Source organism: Brevundimonas sp. AVps23W, from assembly GCF_058681395.1.
In genome coordinates, this window is the sequence record NZ_CM178738.1 from 1,865,721 (window position 1) to 1,883,337 (window position 17,617).

Sequence of the window (17,617 nt, forward strand, 5' to 3'; positions counted from 1 at the left end):
ATGCGCCGAGCCGAGGGGGGGGCTTGGAGAGGAAGTAGTTCGACACCGTTCCGGTATAAACGGAATTATGCATATATGCCCTAGTCAGGTCGTTTTCAATAGCGTACACATCAGTACAGATATCCCCAAACGAACACCTGCCTCGACGGCGGGGTTCGGCGGTCACTGAAGCGTCGAGGGAATAGCCCTTCACGATGAAATCGTCCGACCAAGAGCGCCTCGAGGCGCCGCTCTGGAAACGAAAGGAATTCTTTTGCGCACACAAGTCGCGATTATTGGAGCGGGCCCGGCGGGCCTGCTGCTCGCCCACAAGCTTCGTCGTGCCGGCGTCGATTGCCTGGTCCTTGAACGTCGGGACCGTTCCTACGTCGAGGCTCGGGTCAGGGCGGGAGTTCTCGAACAGGTGACCGTCGATATGCTGGCGGAACTCGGCCTCGATCAACGCCTGCGGCGCGAAGGTCTCGTGCATGGCGGTACGCGGCTGTCGCGCGACGGCCAGTCGTTCCGGATCGACTTCGCCGAATGCACCGGCGGCCGGACGGTGACGGTGTATGGCCAGCAGGAGGTGATGAAGGATCTCTTCGACGCCGCCGAGGAACGGGACGTCCAGATCGTGTTCGACGCAGAGGACGTCAGCCTGAACGACCTCGATACGGATCACCCCATCGTTCGCTGGCGTTCGGACGGGCAAGACCATGAGCTGCGATGCGACTATGTCGCGGGCTGCGACGGGTATCACGGCGTCAGCCGCAACTCCATTCCGCCATCGGTGCTGCGAACCTTCGAGAAGGTCTATCCGTTCGGCTGGCTCGGCATCATCGCGGACGCGCCGCCGGTCGATCACGAACTCATCTACGCCAACCACGCCAGAGGCTTCGCCCTGGCCAGCATGCGCTCGCCGACCCGCAGCCGCTACTATGTCCAATGTCCTCTGACTGACCGTGTTGAGGACTGGAGCGATGACCGGTTCTACGACGAGTTGGCGATACGGCTTGGCCAGGACGCCCAGGCGCTGACCCGTGCGCCTTCGACGGAAAAATCGATCGCGCCGCTGCGTAGCTTCGTCGCCGAACCCATGCGTTGGGGGCGCCTCTTCCTCGCCGGCGACGCGGCCCACATCGTTCCGCCCACCGGCGCCAAGGGATTGAACCTGGCCGCCTCGGACGTCGCCGTTCTGTCTGACGCGCTCGTCGGGGCCTGTCTGCGTGGCGATAACAGCCGCCTTGACGCCTATTCGGACCTGGCCCTGAGGCGGGTGTGGAAGGCCGAGCGGTTTTCCTGGTGGTTCACCAGCCTGACCCATCGTTTTCCGGGTACGTCCGATATCGACCGCCGCCTCCAGACTGCGGAAATCGACTATCTGGCCCACTCACATGCAGCCCAGACCATGCTGGCGGAGAACTATGTCGGCTTGCCGCTGGAGCGGCTGTGATGGCCGGTAAGATCTATCCTTCGCCCGAGGCTGCGCTGGAAGGCGTTCTGTTCGACGGCATGACGATCATGTCCGGCGGCTTCGGTCTGTCGGGCAATCCGGAATCCCTGATCCCTGCGGTTCGTGATGCGGGCGTCAGGAAGTTGACGGTCATTTCCAACAACTGCGGCGCCGACGGGTTCGGCCTGTGGATGTTGCTCGACAACGGCCAGATCCAGAAGATGATTTCGTCCTATGTGGGCGAGAACAAGCTGTTCGAAAGCCTCTATCTCTCGGGCGAGCTTGAGCTTGAACTCAATCCCCAAGGCACTCTGGCAGAGCGTATCCGGGCCGGCGGCGCCGGCATTCCCGCCTTCTACACCCCGACGGGCGTCGGCACGGTCGTCGCCGACAACAAGCCGGTCGAACGTTTCGATGGCCGCGACTATGTGCGCGAGACCTGGCTGAAGGCCGACCTGTCGATCGTGAAAGCCTGGAAGGCGGACCCGGAAGGCAATCTCGTCTTCCGCAAGACCGCCCGCAACTTCAATCCGGTCATGGCGACCGCCGGCGCTGTCACCGTGGTCGAGGTCGAGGAACTGGTGGAGGCCGGTGCGCTAGACGCCGACGCCATACACACGCCGGGCATCTACGTGGATCGGATCATCGTCTCGACCGTCAACGAGAAGAAGATCGAGAAACTGACCACCCGGCCGCGCTCCGAGGAGACTGCCTGATGCCCTGGTCCCGCGAACAAATGGCCCAGCGTGCGGCGCTCGAGCTCCAGGACGGCTTCTACGTCAATCTGGGCATCGGCATCCCGACCCTGGTCGCCAACCATATCCCCGACGGGATGCACGTCACCCTTCAGTCCGAGAACGGCATGTTGGGCATGGGGCCCTTCCCTTATGAGGGCGAAGCCGACCCCGACCTGATCAACGCCGGCAAACAGACGATCACGCAGCTGCCGACCTCGAGCTTTTTCGACAGCGCCGCCAGCTTCGCCATGATCCGCGGCGGCCATGTCGATCTGACCATCCTCGGCTCCATGGAGTGCGCCGAGAACGGCGACATCGCCAACTGGACCATCCCCGGCAAGATGCTGAAGGGCATGGGCGGCGCCATGGATCTGGTCGCCGGCGTCAAGCGTGTGGTGGTGATCATGGATCACGCCAACAAGCATGGGCAGTCCAAGCTGCTTAAACGATGCAAGCTCCCCCTGACCGGCGCGGGCGTGGTCAATCGGATCATCACGGATCTCGGCGTTTTCGATGTGAAGCCCGACGGTTCGGGCCTGGCCCTGGTGGAACTCGCCCCGGACGTCGAGGTGTCAGAGGTGCTCGCCAAGACCGAGGCGACGCTGGATACAGGGGGCTTCCAATGACCGACGCCTTCATCTGCGACGCTGTCCGCACCCCCATCGGCAAATATATCGGCTCACTGGCTCACGTCCGCACCGACGATCTGGCCGCTGCGCCGCTCAAGGCGCTGATGGATCGCAACAGCGTCGATCCCGCCGCCATCGACGAGGTCTTCTACGGTTGCGCCAACCAGGCCGGCGAGGACAACCGCGACGTCGCCCGCATGGCCGCCCTGCTGGCCGGCCTGCCCGTCTCGGTGCCGGGCGTGACCCTGAACCGCCTGTGCGCATCGGGTGCAGACGCGGTCGGGGCCGCCGCTCGGGCCATCAAGACCGGCGAAGCCGAGCTGACCGTCGCCGGCGGCGTCGAGTCCATGACCCGCGCACCGCTGGTCATGGCCAAGGCGACGTCCGCCTTTCAGCGCGGCGCCCAGATCGAAGACACCGTGGTCGGCTGGCGTTTCGTCAACCCGATCATGAAATCCCTCTATGGCGCGGCTTCCATGCCAGAGACGGGCGAAAACGTCGCCGACCGCTACAAGATCAGCCGTGACGATCAGGATCGCTTCGGCCTGTGGAGCCAGGAAAAGGCCGCTACAGCGCGCGCCTTTCACGCCGAAGAGATCGTCGCGGTCGAGGCCAAGGATGCGAAAGGCAAGCCGTTCGTCTTCGACGCCGACGAGTACCCGCGCGAAACCTCGCTGGAGCTGTTGGCCAAGCTGAAGCCGGTCGTCCGTCCCGACGGCACGGTCACGGCCGGCAACGCCTCGGGCATCAACGACGGCGCGGCGGCGCTGTTCATCGCTTCCCAGGCCGGCGCCGCCGCGCAAGGCTTGACCCCTCGCGCCCGCATCCTGGGCTTCGCCTCGGCCGGGGTCGAACCGGACATCATGGGCGTCGGTCCCATCTATTCAACGCGCAAGCTGCTGGATCGGCTGAAGTTGACGATGGCCGATTTCGACCTGATCGAGTTCAACGAGGCCTTCGCCAGCCAGGTCATAGCCTCCATGCGCGAACTGGGCGTCGATCCGTTCGACAGCCGGATCAACCCGAACGGCGGCGGCATCGCCCTGGGCCACCCCCTGGGCATGACCGGCGCCCGCCTGGCCCTGACCGCGGCTCACGCCCTGGAGAAGATCGACGGCCGCCTGGCCCTGATCACCATGTGCGTCGGCGTCGGCCAGGGCGTTTCCATTGTCATTGAGAGGGTCTGATCATGACCGACGTGTTCGCCTATCATCGTGAGGAGACAGGCGCTCATCCCGCTTCGCTGTCCCCTGCCTATCGTTCGACGATCGCCCGGTCTCCCCGCCAACCGCTGGTGAACATCCCCCACACCCTGACCGAGGTGACCGGCCCCCAGGGCGCCTGGGACCAGCTGATGGGGCCTGCCGTGATGGACCTGACCAAACAGCACAAGGCTGAGCCGCTGGGGCAGCGGATCATCGTCTCCGGTCGCGTGCTGGACGAGAACGGCCGCCCAGTGCCTAACACTGTCGTCGAGGTTTGGCAGGCCAACGCCGCCGGCCGCTACATCCACAAGAACGATCAGTGGAACGCGCCGCTGGATCCGAACTTCACCGGCGCCGGCCATGTCGTCACTGACGATCAGGGCCGCTATCGTTTCATCACCATCAAGCCCGGCGCCTATCCGTGGAAGAACCACTTCAACGCCTGGCGGCCGGAACATATTCACTTCTCCCTACTGGGTCCGGCCTTCGCAACGCGCCTGGTGACCCAGATGTATTTCCCGGGGGATCCGCTGATCGCCATCGATCCCATCTGCCAGGCGGTCCCCGAGGCGGCGGTGCAGCGTCTGGTCTCGCGCTTCGACATCGAGACGACCGAGGACCACCATGCCCTCGGCTACATCTTCGACATCGTCCTGCGCGGACGCCACGCCACCCCGATGGAGGCCTGAGCATGGCTGGACAAACCCCCTGGCAGACCGTCGGCCCCTATTTCCACTACGGCCTGGCGTGGAAGGGCGGCGCGGACCTGATCGAGGTCGGCGGCGATCTGGGCGCCCGCCTGGACCTGATTCCCGACGGTCACTATGTCCTCAATCCGAATACGACCCCTCGCGGCAAGGTGACGGGCGAACCGATCCAGATCTGGGGCGTGGTCTATGACGCTGACGGCGCCCCGGTCTCGGACGCCATGATCGAAATCTGGCAGGCCAATGCGGCGGGCCGCTATGCCGATCCCCAGGACGACCGCGCCGATCTGCCTTTGGACGAGGGCTTCATCGGCTTCGGCCGTTCGTCCACCGATCAGGACGGCGTCTATCGCTTCCGCACCGTCAAGCCCGGACGCGCGCCCGGTCCCGGCAACAGCCTGCAGGCGCCCCATATCGCTGTGGGCGTCCAGGCGCGCGGCGTCATCAAACGGCTCTGCACCCGTCTGTATTTCGCAGACGACGCCTCGAACGCCGAAGATCCGATCCTGGCCCTGGTGCCCGAAGAACGACGCGGCACCCTGATCGCCACGCCCGTTCCCGGCGGCTACCGGCTGGACATCCGCCTGCAGGGGGCCGACGAAACGGTCTTCTTCGACGTTTGATACGGGATCTGGGCGTGAGCGCACTGACGGGAGAGTTGTTCGGGGATCCGACGGTGGAGACGATCTTCGCCGACCGCAATCGCCTGAACGCCATGCTGAGGTTCGAGCGCGCTCTGGCCCAGGTGCAGGCCGAAGCCGGAATGATCCCCGGCGAGGCCGCTCCCGCCATCGCCGCCGCCTGCGACCCAGACCTGTATGACATCGGCCAACTCGCCGGAGCGACGCGTCTCGCAGGCAATCCGGCCATTCCCCTGGTCAAGGCTCTGACGGCCAAGGTGTATTCCTCCTCACCCGACGCCGCCCGTTTTGTTCACTGGGGCGCGACCAGCCAGGACGTCATCGACACCGGCCTGGCGCTACAGATCGTAGAGGCGAACACCGCCATGACGCCGGTCCGCGCCCGGATCGCGGCGGCGCTGACGACCTTGACCGAAACCCACCGCGACACGCTGATGGCGGGGCGCACCCTGTTGCAGCACGCCCTGCCGACCACATTCGGCTTGAAGTGCGCAGGTTGGCTCGACAGCATTCGCTACGTCGATGGACGACTGACGCAGGCGGTGAACGCCGCCGCTCGAGTGCAATTCGGCGGTGCAGCCGGCACCTTGGCCGCGCTCGAAGACGACGGTCTGCGGATCAGCGCCGCCCTCGCCGAGGTCCTCGGCCTGCCCGAAGCCGCCCTGCCCTGGCATACGCGCCGCGAGCGGATCGTCGATCTGGGGACCGCCCTGGCCCTGTACATCGGCGTACTGGGCAAGATCGGCCGCGATATCGCCCTGATGATGCAGACCGAGATCGGCGAAACCTTCGAACCCGCCGCCGCCGGCAAGGGGGGCTCATCCGCCATGCCGCACAAGCGCAATCCTGTCGGAACGGTCGTCCTCACCGCAGCAGCGGCCCGCGCGCCGGCCCTGGCTTCGACCCTACTTACTGTCCTGCCACAGGAACATGAGCGCGGGGTTGGCGGCTGGCACGCAGAATGGGAGGTTCTGCCCGAGCTGTTCCGCCTCGCCGCCGGCGCCGGCGACCATGCGGCTGAGATCTTGGAGGGGCTGGAAGTCGATACGGCCCGGATGCGCGGCAATCTGGATCTGACCCAGGGATTGCCCTTTGCGGAGGGCGTGGCCCTGGCCCTGGCCCCCAGGCTTGGCAAGACCGAGGCCCACGCCTTGGTCGAGGCCGCCTCCAAGACCGCTATCGCTGAACGCCGCCCCTTGATCGAAGTGCTGAAAACCCTGCCTGAGATCGTAGCAAACTTGAATGACGACGACCTGAACGCCCTGTTCGATCCCTCCCGCCGTCTCGGCGTCGCGCACGACTTCATTGATCGTGTTCTGAAGGACAGCTGACGTGCCGACCGCCCTGACCGACGATGGCGTCTCCCTGTGGTGGACTGAGGATGGTCCGGCCGACGCCCCCGTTCTTTTGCTCGCCAACTCCATCGGTTCGACGACCGACATGTGGGCGCCGCAGGTCGAATCTCTGGCCAGTCGTCTGCGCTTGATCCGGTTCGACACGCGCGGCCACGGGCGTTCGGACGCGCCGGAGGGCGACTACGCCCTTGATCGCCTGGTGCGGGATATGGCCGCCGTACTAGACGCCGCTGGGGCTGCGCGGGCTCATGTCTGTGGTCTGTCGCTGGGCGGCGCCGTGGCCCAGGCCTTCGCCCTCACCTATCCAGATCGGATCGACCGGTTGATCCTGGCCAACACCGCCGCTCGCATCGGCTCCGCAGACGGCTGGGGCCAGCGGATCGCCGCCGTACGCGGCGGCGGCATGGCCAGTATAGCCGACATGGCGATCAGCCGCTTCTTCAACGCCGCCTTCATCGACGCCCGTCCAGAGGTCGTCACGCCGGTGCGGGCCGCTCTGATGGCCACGCCCGCCCAAGGCTATATCGGCTGCTGCGCCGCCCTGCGCGACGCCGATCTGACTGAGGCTGTCGCCGCCATCGAGGCCCCGACCCTGGTGATCGGCGGCGCCTTGGACGTCTCCACCCCGCCGGTCCAGACCGGCGCCCTGGCCGATGCGATCCGCGGTGCGTGCCACATCGTCCTGGACGCCGCCCACCTGTCCAACCTCGAACAGCCCGACGCCTTCACCGGCGCTGTCATCGCCCATCTGGAGTCCTGATCATGGATGAAGCCGAACGCCTCGCACTGGGCTTCAAGACCCGCCGCAGCGTGCTGGGCGACGCCCACGTCGACCGCTCCATCAAGAACACCACCGAGGTCACCGCCGAGTTCCAGGACCTGATCACCCGCTATGCCTGGGGCACGATATGGACTCGCGAGGCCATTGATCATCCGACGCGCCGGATGATGACCATATCCATGATGATCGCCCTGAACCGGTCGGAAGAACTGAAGTTGCACCTCCGCGCCGCGCTACAGCACGGAATGTCGACGGACCTGATCAAGGAAGTCATCCTCCAGTCCGCCATCTACTGCGGCGTCCCCGCCGCCAACGCCGCCTTCCACGACCTTCAGGACGTTCTCGCAGAGGTCGGCTGAACCACTGTCCATGGCGCGCGCCTTGATGAGGCGGTCAGCGTGGCCCGACCCGAGGCTCAGGTCTTGGATCGGCGCGAATGCACCCACGGCCTTCAGGTCTGCGAGATGCGCGAATCAGCGACGCCTTGGCCGTGATCTCAGCCAACTGGCCGGTCTCCCTTGTATGCCGCGCGGAAGACGGGTGCGTCTAAGCGCTCGGTCATCGACCGGCCAACAGCGCGAAATTTGGGGAGAAAGAAATGGTGGATGCGACAGGGATTGAACCTGTGACCCCCTCGGTGTGAACGAGGTGCTCTCCCGCTGAGCTACGCATCCATGCCTTGCGGAGGCGGCGACATAGCCCGGCCTTTCGCGCCGCGCAAGCGTCCGTTTCAGATTCCGGCCGCTTGTACGTTTTCCGGCGTCTCGGCCTCGGGATCGCCGGGCAGCCAGGCGACGTGGCCGTTGTAGATGCCCTCGTCCAGAATGCCTTCTTCCTTGGCCACCAGCACCGGGACCAGCATCTGGCCGGTGACGTTGGTCGCGGTGCGCATCATGTCGATGATGCGATCGATGGCCACGATATAGCCGATGCCTTCGAGCGGAAGACCGGCTGTAGATAAGGTCAGGGTCAGCATGACGATGGAGGTGCCCGGAACACCTGCCGTGCCCAGCGAACCGAGAACCGCCGTCAGGCCGATCAGAATATATTGGGTCAGCGTCAGGTCGATCTTGAAATACTGGGCGATGAAGATGGTCGCGATGGCGGGATAGATGGCGCCGCAGCCGTCCATCTTCACATTGGCGCCGAGAGGCACGGCGAAGGCGGCGTAGGCCTGGGGCACGCCCAACCGCTCCACCGTCTGACGTAGAGTGATCGGCAGGGTGCCGAGCGACGACGAGGTGGCGAAGGCCGTCTGCTGGGCCGCGAAGGCGCCGCGGAAGAAGCTGGTCACCTTCAGGCCGTGGATCTTCAGCAGGCCCGAATAGACCACCAGGATGTGGAACAGGCAGGCGGCGTAGATGGCGCCGATGAATTTCAACAAGGGCAGCAGGGCCTCCCAGCCGTAGCCGCCGACGACCGAGCCGATGAGACCGAACACCCCGATGGGCGTCAGTTGGATCACCCAGCGGGTGATGCGGAAGATGACGGCGGCCCCTTCGTCCACCAGCCGCCGCACGCCCTGCGCCCGGTCGCCCAATGCGACCAGGGCCATCCCGACCAAGGCCGAAAAGAAGATGATCTGCAGCACCCTGCCCTCGGCCAGTGCGGCGAAGGGATTGGTCGGCACAACGCCGATCAACACTTCCAGAGGGGTTGGGATCACCCGCTCCTTGACCTCGCCCAGCGGCAGATTGGCCAAGCCCACGCCCGGATTGATGATGTGGCCGAAGGCGAACCCGACCAGCACGGCCAATAGAGAGGTGATGGCGAACCAGACGAGGGTTCGCACGCCCAGCCGCACCGCCCCGGCCCCCTCCCCCAGCTTGGCGATGGAACTGGCGATGGTGAACAACACCAGCGGCGCCACCACCATACGGATCAGGTTCAGATAGACGTCGCCGATCGGCTGAAGCCAGACCTCGGCCCGTTCGCGCAGGATCAGCCCAGCGAGGATTCCCAGAATGAAGCCGGCGGCGGAGCGTTGCCAGAGCGGGATCTTGAAGAAACGAGCGAACATGGAGGCGCTTTCATTGAGGCCGCGCCAATCTGTCCATCGCAGCGTCGATCCGCAACTGCGTCGGCGGTCATTCAGCCGCCAGATTTCCTGTCGGCGTCCGTCAGAATTTCAGGGCTTTCTTGACGTAGAAGTCCGACAGAATCCCATCGATCGCCTCTTCAACATCCTCGAACGCGTCGATCAGCACATCGCCGCCGAGGTCCTCGACCGGAACCGGGGTGAAGCCGAAGGTGACCAGAATGCACGGCATACATGCGTCCTTGGCCGCCTCGGCGTCCGGCGCGGCATCCCCCACCATGACGGCGCGTTCGGGATCGCCGCCGGCCTTCAGGACCGCCTCTTTAAGATGGGCGCCCGACGGCTTGCGGGCGCTGACTCGATCCGGCCCGACGATGGCGGCGAAGTGACGGGTCAGGTCAAGTTTTTCCAACAGCAGTTCGGACAGGTCGGAGCGCTTGTTGGTCGCTACAACCATTTTGGCGCCCCGCTGGGCCAGCCGTTCCAGCGTCTCGACCACGCCCTCGAATGGTTGCGACCCGTCGGCGATATGGGCGGCGTAATCAACCAGGAACCGCTCGAACAGTTCGTCGGACTTCGCCCGCTCGACTGAGGCGCCCGCCGCCTCGAAGCCGTGGACCAGCAGCGCCCGTGCGCCGGATCCGATCAGGGTCTGGGCCGAGCTCATCGGCACGGGGGGCAGTCCTTCTTCGACCAGCAAACGGTTCAGGGTCCCGATCAGGTCCGGCGCGGAATCGACCAGGGTGCCGTCCAGGTCGAAGGCGATGGTCCAGCCTTCAAGGTCGCGATCGGTCATGGTCACTCTCGTTTCGATTCGCCCTCCTCACATCAAGCCTGAGGATGACGGAATGGCAGGCGCGCTGTAGACGGCGAACGACGACTAGACGCCGGAACGATTCATGACCAGCCAGACGCGCCCCCGCGCCGCCATCATTCTCGCCGCCGGCCAGGGCACGCGGATGAAATCGCCTCTGCCCAAGGTGCTGCACCCCGTCGGCGCCTGGGCCATGCTGGACCACGCCATTGATGCGGCGGAGGGACTGGGCTGCGAGCGGATCGTCGTGGTGGTCGGAACCCATTCGCCCGAGGTGCGCGCCCATGTGGTGAAACGTCTCGGCGAGGCCGCCGTCGCGGTGCAGGATCCGCCGCTGGGCACCGGCCACGCCGTGCGCGCTGCGGAACAGGCTTTGGCCGGGTTCGAGGGCGAGGTGGTCGTCACCTATGGCGACGTGCCGCTTCTGAAGGCCGTCGACATCGAACCGGTGTTTGCGGGTGAAGGCGTCACGGTGATCGGCTTCGAGGCGTGCGATCCCGGCGCCTATGGTCGTCTGATCATCGACGGCGAGACGCTGATGGCCATTACCGAGGCCAAGGAGGCCTCGCCCGAGGTTCTGGCCGTCACCGCCTGCAACTCCGGCGTCATGGCCGCCCCCGCCGCCCTGCTCTTCTCGCTGCTGGCCGAGGTTCGCAACGATAACGCCAAGGGCGAATATTATCTGACCGACGTGGTGGAGTTGGCCCGCAAGGCCGGACACCCGACACGGGCGGTCTTCGCCGGCGAGGACTCGGTGATGGGCGTCAATTCTCAAGCCGAACTGGCCCAGGCCGAAGCCCTGTTCCAGAGCGTCCAGCGCGAGACCTTCCTCGCCGCCGGGGTGACCATGAGCGCGCCAGACACCGTCCACTTCGCCTGGGACACCCAGGTGGGCGGCGGAACCGTGATCGAACCCTATGTCGTCTTCGGCCCCGGCGCGGTGATCGAGGGCGGCGCACGCATCCGCAGCTTCAGCCACATCGAGGGCGCGCGCGTCGCATCCGGCGCCGAGGTCGGTCCCTATGCCCGGTTGCGGCCCGGCGCGGACCTGGCCGAGGGGGTCAAGGTCGGCAATTTCGTCGAGGTGAAGAATGTGAAGATGGCCGCGGGGGCCAAGGCCAATCACCTGGCCTATCTGGGCGACGGCGCGGTTGGCGCGGCCGCCAACATCGGAGCCGGGACCATCTTCTGCAACTATGACGGCTTCAACAAGGCCCGGACAGAGATCGGCGCCGGCGCCTTTGTCGGCTCGAACTCCAGTCTGGTGGCGCCGGTCTCGGTCGGCGCCGGGGCAATCATCGCCTCAGGCTCGGTGATCACAGAGGACGTTCCGGAGAACGCCCTGGCCTTCGGTCGAGCCCGTCAAACCCTTAAGCCGGACGCCGGCGCCGCCTTCCGCGAGAAGGCCAAAGCGAAGAAGGAAGCGGCCAAGGCCGCCAAGTCGAAATGAGCGATCTACAAAAGAAGAACGCCGGCGAAGCCGCAGCCGCCTATGTCGAAGCCGGCATGGTTGTCGGCCTGGGCACCGGCTCCACCGCCGCCTGGTTCGTCAAGGCCCTGGCGGCGCGCAATCTGTCCGGCCTTCGCTGCGTCCCGACCTCGGAAAAGACCGCCGATCTGGCGCGCGAACTGGGCCTGCCCCTGTCCACGTTGGAAGACACCCCCCGCATCGACCTGACCGTAGACGGCGCCGACGAGGTCGGTCCCGGTCTGGCCCTGATCAAGGGCGGCGGCGCGGCCCTGCTGCGCGAGAAACTGGTGTGGGAGGCGTCCAGCCGCTGTATCGTCATCGCCGACGCCGCCAAGGTGGTGCCTGTGCTGGGAACCTTCCCCCTGCCGATCGAGGTGATCGCCTTCGGACACAAGACCACGGCCAACCGCATCGCCGACGTTCTGATCGACCATGACATCAGCCAGCCCGCCCGCGTGCGCCAGGCGGATCGCGGTCTGGTCCGCACCGACGGCGGCAACCTGATCTACGACGCCGGCTGCAAGGCCATCAACGATCCCGTCCGACTGGCCGACGATCTGAAACTGATCACCGGCGTGGTTGAACATGGGCTGTTTCTGGATTTGGCGGATCTTGCGATCATCGGCCACGACACAGGCGTAGAGATCATTACGCCCTGACGCATCACTTTAGTCGTCGGAATTGGCTTCCGACCCGCCTCTGAGATTTCGATGTTCTCGAGCGATTGAACTCGTAATGTCCGACTTTACGGCTCGCATATTCCTGCTCATGCTGGGAGCCGCGTAAAGTCCCGCGAGATAAGTTTGATCCCAGTCGGTCAGGCCCGGCTCTTGCATTTCGGGCGCCCCGAAAAGGTTCAGGATAGAAGCGTAGTTGTGCGTGTCGGCTTGGGGTTTGATCTGAGCGAAAGCGACCATGGCGATATAGTCGGCAAGTTGGCCGGAGTTGATGCCGGCAGTCTTGTCGATATCGATGATCACTATGGTCCGGAATATGTTGTCCACGACCTGCGTGTTTAGGCGAGAAGCCGCGAACTGGTTGATGACGGGCGCCATGTCGTAGGGAATGGAGCAGTCATTGGCACACTCGCCGGGCACGCGCTGAGCTCGCTGACCGGTATTCGAGTCAACCTGCATGGCTTGCTGCCACCAGCGCACGGGCGCACCTGAGCGCTGGAAGTCTTCCAACGCGTCTCCGCCGCGGTCCATGCTGCTCCCTCCCATACGGAAGGCGCGTGGTTTGGACTTGACCAACTCCGTGGCCAGAGCGTTCCCGTCTGATGTGGCGATGATCAGGATATTGGCGCCGCAGCCCGGTTGACCGACCGTCAATCCCAAATCCGCTCCGACAGTTGAAACACGGTCCACGATATATTGGGCCAGATCCCCCTGTAGATTGGCCACACCGACGCAGACCGTATTGTCCCAACGGGCCATACCTCGGCCGTTGTTGGGAGCCGCTACCTCGTCAACGAAATCACTTATCAGCCTTTCGAGGGGGCGTCCGATGACTTCCAAGTCTTCGAGACGCGCGCCACGATCTTGATCGGTTGAACGCAACGCATCACTACTAGCCGGCGGCGGAGACGAAGCCTGTAGTGCGATTGTTGCAGCAACAACCAGAGCAATCATTCCGCTCTCCAAGAAGTGTAATGCAGGTTGCATATATGCAGGTTCACCGGTCAAGCTCAGCTTTGTCGTCGCGCCGGTCGTCAGTGTTTACATCCCGCTGGGCCGCCAAGACCCGGTGTTCTTGCACGATGGAGCCCACAATAGCCGACTTTACGGCGCGCATATTGCTGCTGGTGCGACTCGCGACATAAAGGCCTGCGAGATAGGTCCTGTCCCAGTCAGTCAAGCCCGACTCACGCAGTTCCGGCTCGTTGAACAGGTTGAGGATCGAGGCGTAGTGGCGCGTGTCCGCCTGGGGTTTGATCTGGGCGAAGGTCACCATCGCAATATAGTCGGCGAGTTGCGCCGAATTCACGCCGCTCGACTTGTCGAGATCAATGACCACTATGGTTCGGAATATATTGTCGACGATCTGTGTGGTCAGGCGAGAGGCTGCAAATTGATTTACGACCGCAGGCCCTTCGCCCGGCAAACGCTGGGCGCGTTGGCCCGTGCTGGAGTCGACGCGCATCGCCTGCTGCCACCAGCGCACGGGGGCTCCCGACGTTTGGAAATCATTCAGCGCGCTTCGGCCTTGGTCCATACCGCTGCCTCCCATCCGGAACGCACGAGGTTTGGACCTCACCAGTTCTGTCGCTAGGGCGTTCCCATCAGATGTGGCGATGATCAGTATGTTGGGGCTGCAGCCGGGTTGGCCGAGCCTTAATCCGAGATCAGCCCCCACCGTTGAGACGCGATCAACGATATCTCGGGCCAGATCGCCTTGCATATTCGCCGCGCCGACGCAGACTGTATTGTCCCAACGCGCGAGTCCGCGGCCAGAATTGGGGGCAGCTACCTCGTCGACGAAATCGCGGATGATTCGGTCAAGCGGGCGTCCCACGACCTCCACGTCTTCAAGACGAGTTCTTCGATCCTGATCAATCTGATCCGTCGTATCGCTGACAGCTAAAGGAGACGTCTGTAGCGCGAGTATTGCGACGACAGCCAAGGCAATCATTTCACCCTCCTGGAGACTTAGCACAAGTTGCACATGCGCAAGTCTGGCGGTCAAGCTCTGCGTCGTCGCCGCGCCCTGTCTTGTCAAATGCGTTTAAGGCAGGCTGCGAGGTCCAACCTTGCCGCCCCGCCGTTCGGCCCCTAAGTGACGCTTCGGCTTGGCAGGACTCCAGGCTGTGTCAGAGACGGTCTCCAACTTAGCCTTTATTTGCGTCCAAGCCAGAGGCCCCAATGCCCCAGTATGACTACGACCTCTTCGTCATCGGCGCCGGTTCCGGCGGTGTGCGCGCGGCGCGTCTGACCGCCTTGGACGGCAAGAAGGTCGCGGTGGCCGAGGAGTACCGCGTCGGCGGAACCTGCGTGATCCGGGGCTGCGTGCCCAAGAAGTTCATGGTCATGGCATCCGAGGTCAGCCACGCACTGGAGATCGCCGAAGGCTATGGCTGGTCGTTCGACAATGCGAAGTTCAATTGGCCGACCTTCCTGGAGGCCAAGGACGTCGAAATCGCCCGCCTGTCCGGCATCTACGCCGCCAATCTGGGCAAGGCCGGGGTCGAACTCGTCCATGGCCGCGCGGTTCTGAAGGACGCCCATACGGTCGAGATCATCGGCAAGAACCAGACCTTCACCGCCGAGAAGATCCTGATCGCTACCGGCGGCCGGCCGTGGAAACCCGACAGCTTGCCGGGCATCGAACACGCCATCACCTCGGAGGAAGCCTTCCACCTGCCGCAACTGCCCAAGCGAATCCTGATCGCGGGCGGCGGTTATATCGCGGTCGAGTTCGCCGGCATCTTCGCGGGGCTGGGCGTCGAGACGACCCTGATCTATCGCGGCCCCAATATCCTGCGCGGCTTCGACGACGACGTGCGCGCCCACCTGGCCGGCGAGATCGAGAAGCGCGGCGTCAAGGTTGTCCTGGGCTGCCAGCACGAGAAGATCGAAAAGACCGACACCGGCCTGGTCAACCATCTCGAAAACGGGATGAAGCTGGAAACCGACGTGGTCATGTTCGCCACCGGTCGCATCCCGCATGTGAAAGGCTTGGGTCTGGAAGCGGCGGGCGTAGAGCTGAACGACGAAGGCGCCATCAAGGTCGACCCCTATTCCAAGACGACGGCCGACAACATCTGGGCCATCGGGGACGTCACCGACCGGATGAATCTGACGCCCGTCGCCATCCGCGAGGCGGTCGCCTTCCATCAGACCGTCTATCGCGACAATCCGCAGCATTTCGATTACGAGGCCGTCGCCACCGCCGTCTTCAGCCAGCCGCCGGTGGGCGTCGTCGGCCTGTCAGAGGCAGAGGCCCGGCATTCCTGCTCGGCCGGGGTCGATGTCTATGTGACCCGCTTCCGGCCGATGAAATACGCTTTCACCGGTTCGGAGGAACGGGTGTTGATGAAGCTGGTGGTTGACGCCCAGAGCCAGCGGGTCGTCGGCGTCCATATCGTCGGGCCGGACAGCCCGGAAATGATCCAGCTCGCCGCCATCGCCGTGAAGGCCGGCCTGACCAAGGCCCAGTGGGACGCGACCTGCGCCGTTCACCCTACCATGGCCGAGGAACTGGTCACGCTGAAGGAGAAGCAGTCGGGCGCGACGTCGGCGGGGTGACCGCCGGCTTGCTGATCAGATGCGGCCGTTCGCGGAACATTTCGATCAGATCCAGCCGCCCCGATTCTGGGATCGACGTCGCGGCCGGACCCTCGTTCCGAAACTGCATCAGTTGGGTGTCGCCCCCCTCCGCCAGGGGCCAGTTCGGCCGCCCGACTCCGTTGGGGTCGCCTGAACGGGCGAAGGCGGTCCAATAGAGTGTCATCGCCTCGGAAGCTGCGCCGTCAACGTCCCGCACCGGATAAGGCAGTAGCGACAGGGTCCCGAACACATAGGGGCGTTCGATGGCGTGCGTCGCCCCGCCGTGGGGTTCAGGATTGTCCGGCGACGAGATGTCGAACCGATACAAATAGGCGGGGTGTCCCGCCGCCGTGTGCAGCCGCGCCAGCCGTCGCGCCGGCTCGGCGAAGACCGCGTCGGTGATGAAGCCCCGGTCGAACCCCGCCTCCCCGCCATAGGCCGCCGTGATCATGGCTCGTTCCAGCCAGGTCATGTCATCGTCGATCATGCCGTAGCCGTTGCGGTCCGTCGGCTTCATCCACCAGAACTCGGCGCTGTTGGTTCCGATCATCATCGGCACGGGCGCCTGCCGCCCGGCCCGGAAGGCGGCCTCGACGGTCGAGGTCACGATTCGGCCGTCGATCAGGCTCAGGTCGCCGTTGGCGAAGACCGGCGCCGGGGTCAGCAACTGCTCCACCGGCGCGGCGCGCAGGTCGGCCGCCGTTAGAAGATTATGGCCATAGGCCCAGACCTCGCCTCTCTCGCGCGCCGACGGGAGATCATAGGCGCCGCGACGGTCCAGCGGCGTCTGCAGTTCCCGCCCGAGACCCGACTGGACGATGGCCCGATCAAACAGCCCACGCGCCGGCGGCGAGATCATCATCCGGGTTACGATGGCCCCGCCGGCCGACTCGCCGAAGATGGTGACATTGGCCGGGTCGCCGCCGAAGGCCGCAATATTGGCCCTGACCCATTTCAATGCGGCGATGACGTCCATCAGGCCGTAGTTGCCTGCCGCCTCCTCCGCAGGTCGTTCCGCCGCCAGCGCCGGGTGATCGAAGAACCCCAGACGTCCGAGGCGATAGTTCAGCGTCACCACCACCATGCCCTGTCGCGCCAGGTGCGAACCGTCATAGAGGGCGGCGGTGCCCGATCCGTTGACCAGTCCGCCGCCGTGGATCCACACCATGACCGGGGCCGGGCCGGTGACGTCCAAGGGACGCCAGACGTTCAGGTTCAGGCAGTCTTCGCTCATCGGCAGAGGGCCGACGCCGGGATCGCCTTGGGGAGTCGCCTGGATACAGATGGCGCCATAGGTGGTGGCGTCTCTCTGGCCCTCCCAAAGCGGCGCCTCGCCCGGCGGCCGCCAGCGCCGTTCCGCGACCGGGGGGGCGGCATAGGGGATGTTCTTGAACGAGGCGACGGAGTCTTCCGTGCGTCCCGCCAGGGCGCCCTGGGCCAATTGGACAATGGGCCGATCCACCGCCGGCTGATCTGTCGGTTGAGCCATCATGAGCGAGAGGGTGGCCAAGGCGCCTACGAAAGTCATGCCCCGTCCTTAGC

The 17,617-nt window shown here is 64.8% G+C and carries 17 protein-coding genes and 1 tRNA gene; 12 read left to right on the forward strand and 6 right to left on the reverse strand.

All coding sequences use genetic code 11. The features are described from left to right. Window positions 1-253 precede the first annotated feature (253 nt). Genes pobA through pcaC form a run of 9 tightly spaced genes read left to right on the forward strand, consistent with a single transcriptional unit; the run spans window position 254 to window position 7,846 of the window. A complete protein-coding gene (gene pobA / locus ACW177_RS09085) occupies window positions 254-1,432 on the forward strand; it encodes a 4-hydroxybenzoate 3-monooxygenase (RefSeq protein WP_492025403.1) in 1,179 nt (392 codons plus the stop codon). Then, a complete protein-coding gene (locus tag ACW177_RS09090) occupies window positions 1,432-2,148 on the forward strand; it encodes a CoA transferase subunit A (protein ID WP_492025404.1) in 717 nt (238 codons plus the stop codon). The genes pobA and ACW177_RS09090 overlap by 1 nt, the downstream gene beginning before the upstream one ends. Beyond that, window positions 2,148-2,795 (forward strand): CoA transferase subunit B, encoded by a 648-nt coding sequence (locus ACW177_RS09095; RefSeq protein ID WP_492025405.1) that lies wholly within the window; start codon window positions 2,148-2,150, stop codon window positions 2,793-2,795. Before ACW177_RS09090 ends, ACW177_RS09095 begins: the two co-directional genes overlap by 1 nt. Next, on the forward strand, window positions 2,792-3,985 hold the full coding sequence (gene pcaF / locus ACW177_RS09100) for a 3-oxoadipyl-CoA thiolase (protein WP_492025406.1): 1,194 nt from the start codon (window positions 2,792-2,794) through the stop codon (window positions 3,983-3,985). Before ACW177_RS09095 ends, pcaF begins: the two co-directional genes overlap by 4 nt. Window positions 3,986-3,987: 2 nt before the next feature. After that, on the forward strand, window positions 3,988-4,692 hold the full coding sequence (gene pcaH / locus ACW177_RS09105) for a protocatechuate 3,4-dioxygenase subunit beta (RefSeq protein WP_492025407.1): 705 nt from the start codon (window positions 3,988-3,990) through the stop codon (window positions 4,690-4,692). 2 nt (window positions 4,693-4,694) lie between these two features. Further along, on the forward strand, window positions 4,695-5,333 hold the full coding sequence (gene pcaG / locus ACW177_RS09110; RefSeq protein ID WP_492025408.1) for a protocatechuate 3,4-dioxygenase subunit alpha: 639 nt from the start codon (window positions 4,695-4,697) through the stop codon (window positions 5,331-5,333). Between the two features lie 14 nt (window positions 5,334-5,347). Continuing rightward, the gene (pcaB, locus tag ACW177_RS09115; protein WP_492025409.1) at window positions 5,348-6,682 is read left to right on the forward strand and encodes a 3-carboxy-cis,cis-muconate cycloisomerase; all 1,335 of its coding nucleotides are present in this window, start codon (window positions 5,348-5,350) and stop codon (window positions 6,680-6,682) included. 1 nt (window position 6,683) lies between these two features. Continuing rightward, window positions 6,684-7,466: a 3-oxoadipate enol-lactonase gene (pcaD, locus tag ACW177_RS09120; RefSeq protein WP_492025410.1), complete on the forward strand. Its 783-nt coding sequence runs from the start codon at window positions 6,684-6,686 to the stop codon at window positions 7,464-7,466. A gap of 2 nt (window positions 7,467-7,468) precedes the next feature. Then, the gene (gene pcaC / locus ACW177_RS09125; RefSeq protein ID WP_492025411.1) at window positions 7,469-7,846 is read left to right on the forward strand and encodes a 4-carboxymuconolactone decarboxylase; all 378 of its coding nucleotides are present in this window, start codon (window positions 7,469-7,471) and stop codon (window positions 7,844-7,846) included. Between the two features lie 240 nt (window positions 7,847-8,086). Here pcaC and ACW177_RS09130 read toward each other — a convergent pair. From ACW177_RS09130 to ACW177_RS09140, 3 genes are all read right to left on the reverse strand, one after another. Then, window positions 8,087-8,161, reverse strand: a tRNA-Val gene (locus tag ACW177_RS09130). Between the two features lie 56 nt (window positions 8,162-8,217). Then, window positions 8,218-9,507, reverse strand: a complete 1,290-nt coding sequence (locus ACW177_RS09135; protein ID WP_492025412.1) for a dicarboxylate/amino acid:cation symporter — start codon at window positions 9,505-9,507, stop codon at window positions 8,218-8,220. Window positions 9,508-9,607: 100 nt separating this feature from the next. Next, window positions 9,608-10,321, reverse strand: a complete 714-nt coding sequence (locus tag ACW177_RS09140) for an HAD-IA family hydrolase (RefSeq protein WP_492025413.1) — start codon at window positions 10,319-10,321, stop codon at window positions 9,608-9,610. A gap of 103 nt (window positions 10,322-10,424) precedes the next feature. Between ACW177_RS09140 and glmU the strand changes: the two genes are divergently transcribed. Then, on the forward strand, window positions 10,425-11,789 hold the full coding sequence (glmU, locus tag ACW177_RS09145; RefSeq protein WP_492025414.1) for a bifunctional UDP-N-acetylglucosamine diphosphorylase/glucosamine-1-phosphate N-acetyltransferase GlmU: 1,365 nt from the start codon (window positions 10,425-10,427) through the stop codon (window positions 11,787-11,789). Continuing rightward, window positions 11,786-12,469: a ribose-5-phosphate isomerase RpiA gene (gene rpiA / locus ACW177_RS09150; protein ID WP_492025415.1), complete on the forward strand. Its 684-nt coding sequence runs from the start codon at window positions 11,786-11,788 to the stop codon at window positions 12,467-12,469. Before glmU ends, rpiA begins: the two co-directional genes overlap by 4 nt. Window positions 12,470-12,478: 9 nt before the next feature. On the opposite strand, the gene ACW177_RS09155 is transcribed toward rpiA, so the two are convergent. Together ACW177_RS09155 and ACW177_RS09160 are read right to left on the reverse strand one after the other, a co-directional pair. Then, complete coding sequence (locus ACW177_RS09155; protein WP_492025416.1) at window positions 12,479-13,441, reverse strand: hypothetical protein; 963 nt, start codon at window positions 13,439-13,441, stop codon at window positions 12,479-12,481. Between the two features lie 43 nt (window positions 13,442-13,484). Beyond that, complete coding sequence (locus ACW177_RS09160) at window positions 13,485-14,441, reverse strand: hypothetical protein (RefSeq protein WP_492025417.1); 957 nt, start codon at window positions 14,439-14,441, stop codon at window positions 13,485-13,487. 230 nt (window positions 14,442-14,671) lie between these two features. On the opposite strand from ACW177_RS09160, the gene gor reads away from it, so the two are divergent. Next, on the forward strand, window positions 14,672-16,054 hold the full coding sequence (gene gor, locus ACW177_RS09165) for a glutathione-disulfide reductase (RefSeq protein ID WP_492025418.1): 1,383 nt from the start codon (window positions 14,672-14,674) through the stop codon (window positions 16,052-16,054). On the opposite strand, the gene ACW177_RS09170 is transcribed toward gor, so the two are convergent. Further along, window positions 16,011-17,603 carry a carboxylesterase/lipase family protein gene (locus ACW177_RS09170; protein ID WP_492025419.1) on the reverse strand — a complete coding sequence of 531 codons (1,593 nt, stop codon included), beginning with the start codon at window positions 17,601-17,603 and terminating at the stop codon, window positions 16,011-16,013. The two genes, gor and ACW177_RS09170, sit on opposite strands and share 44 nt — an antisense overlap. Window positions 17,604-17,617 lie beyond the last annotated feature (14 nt).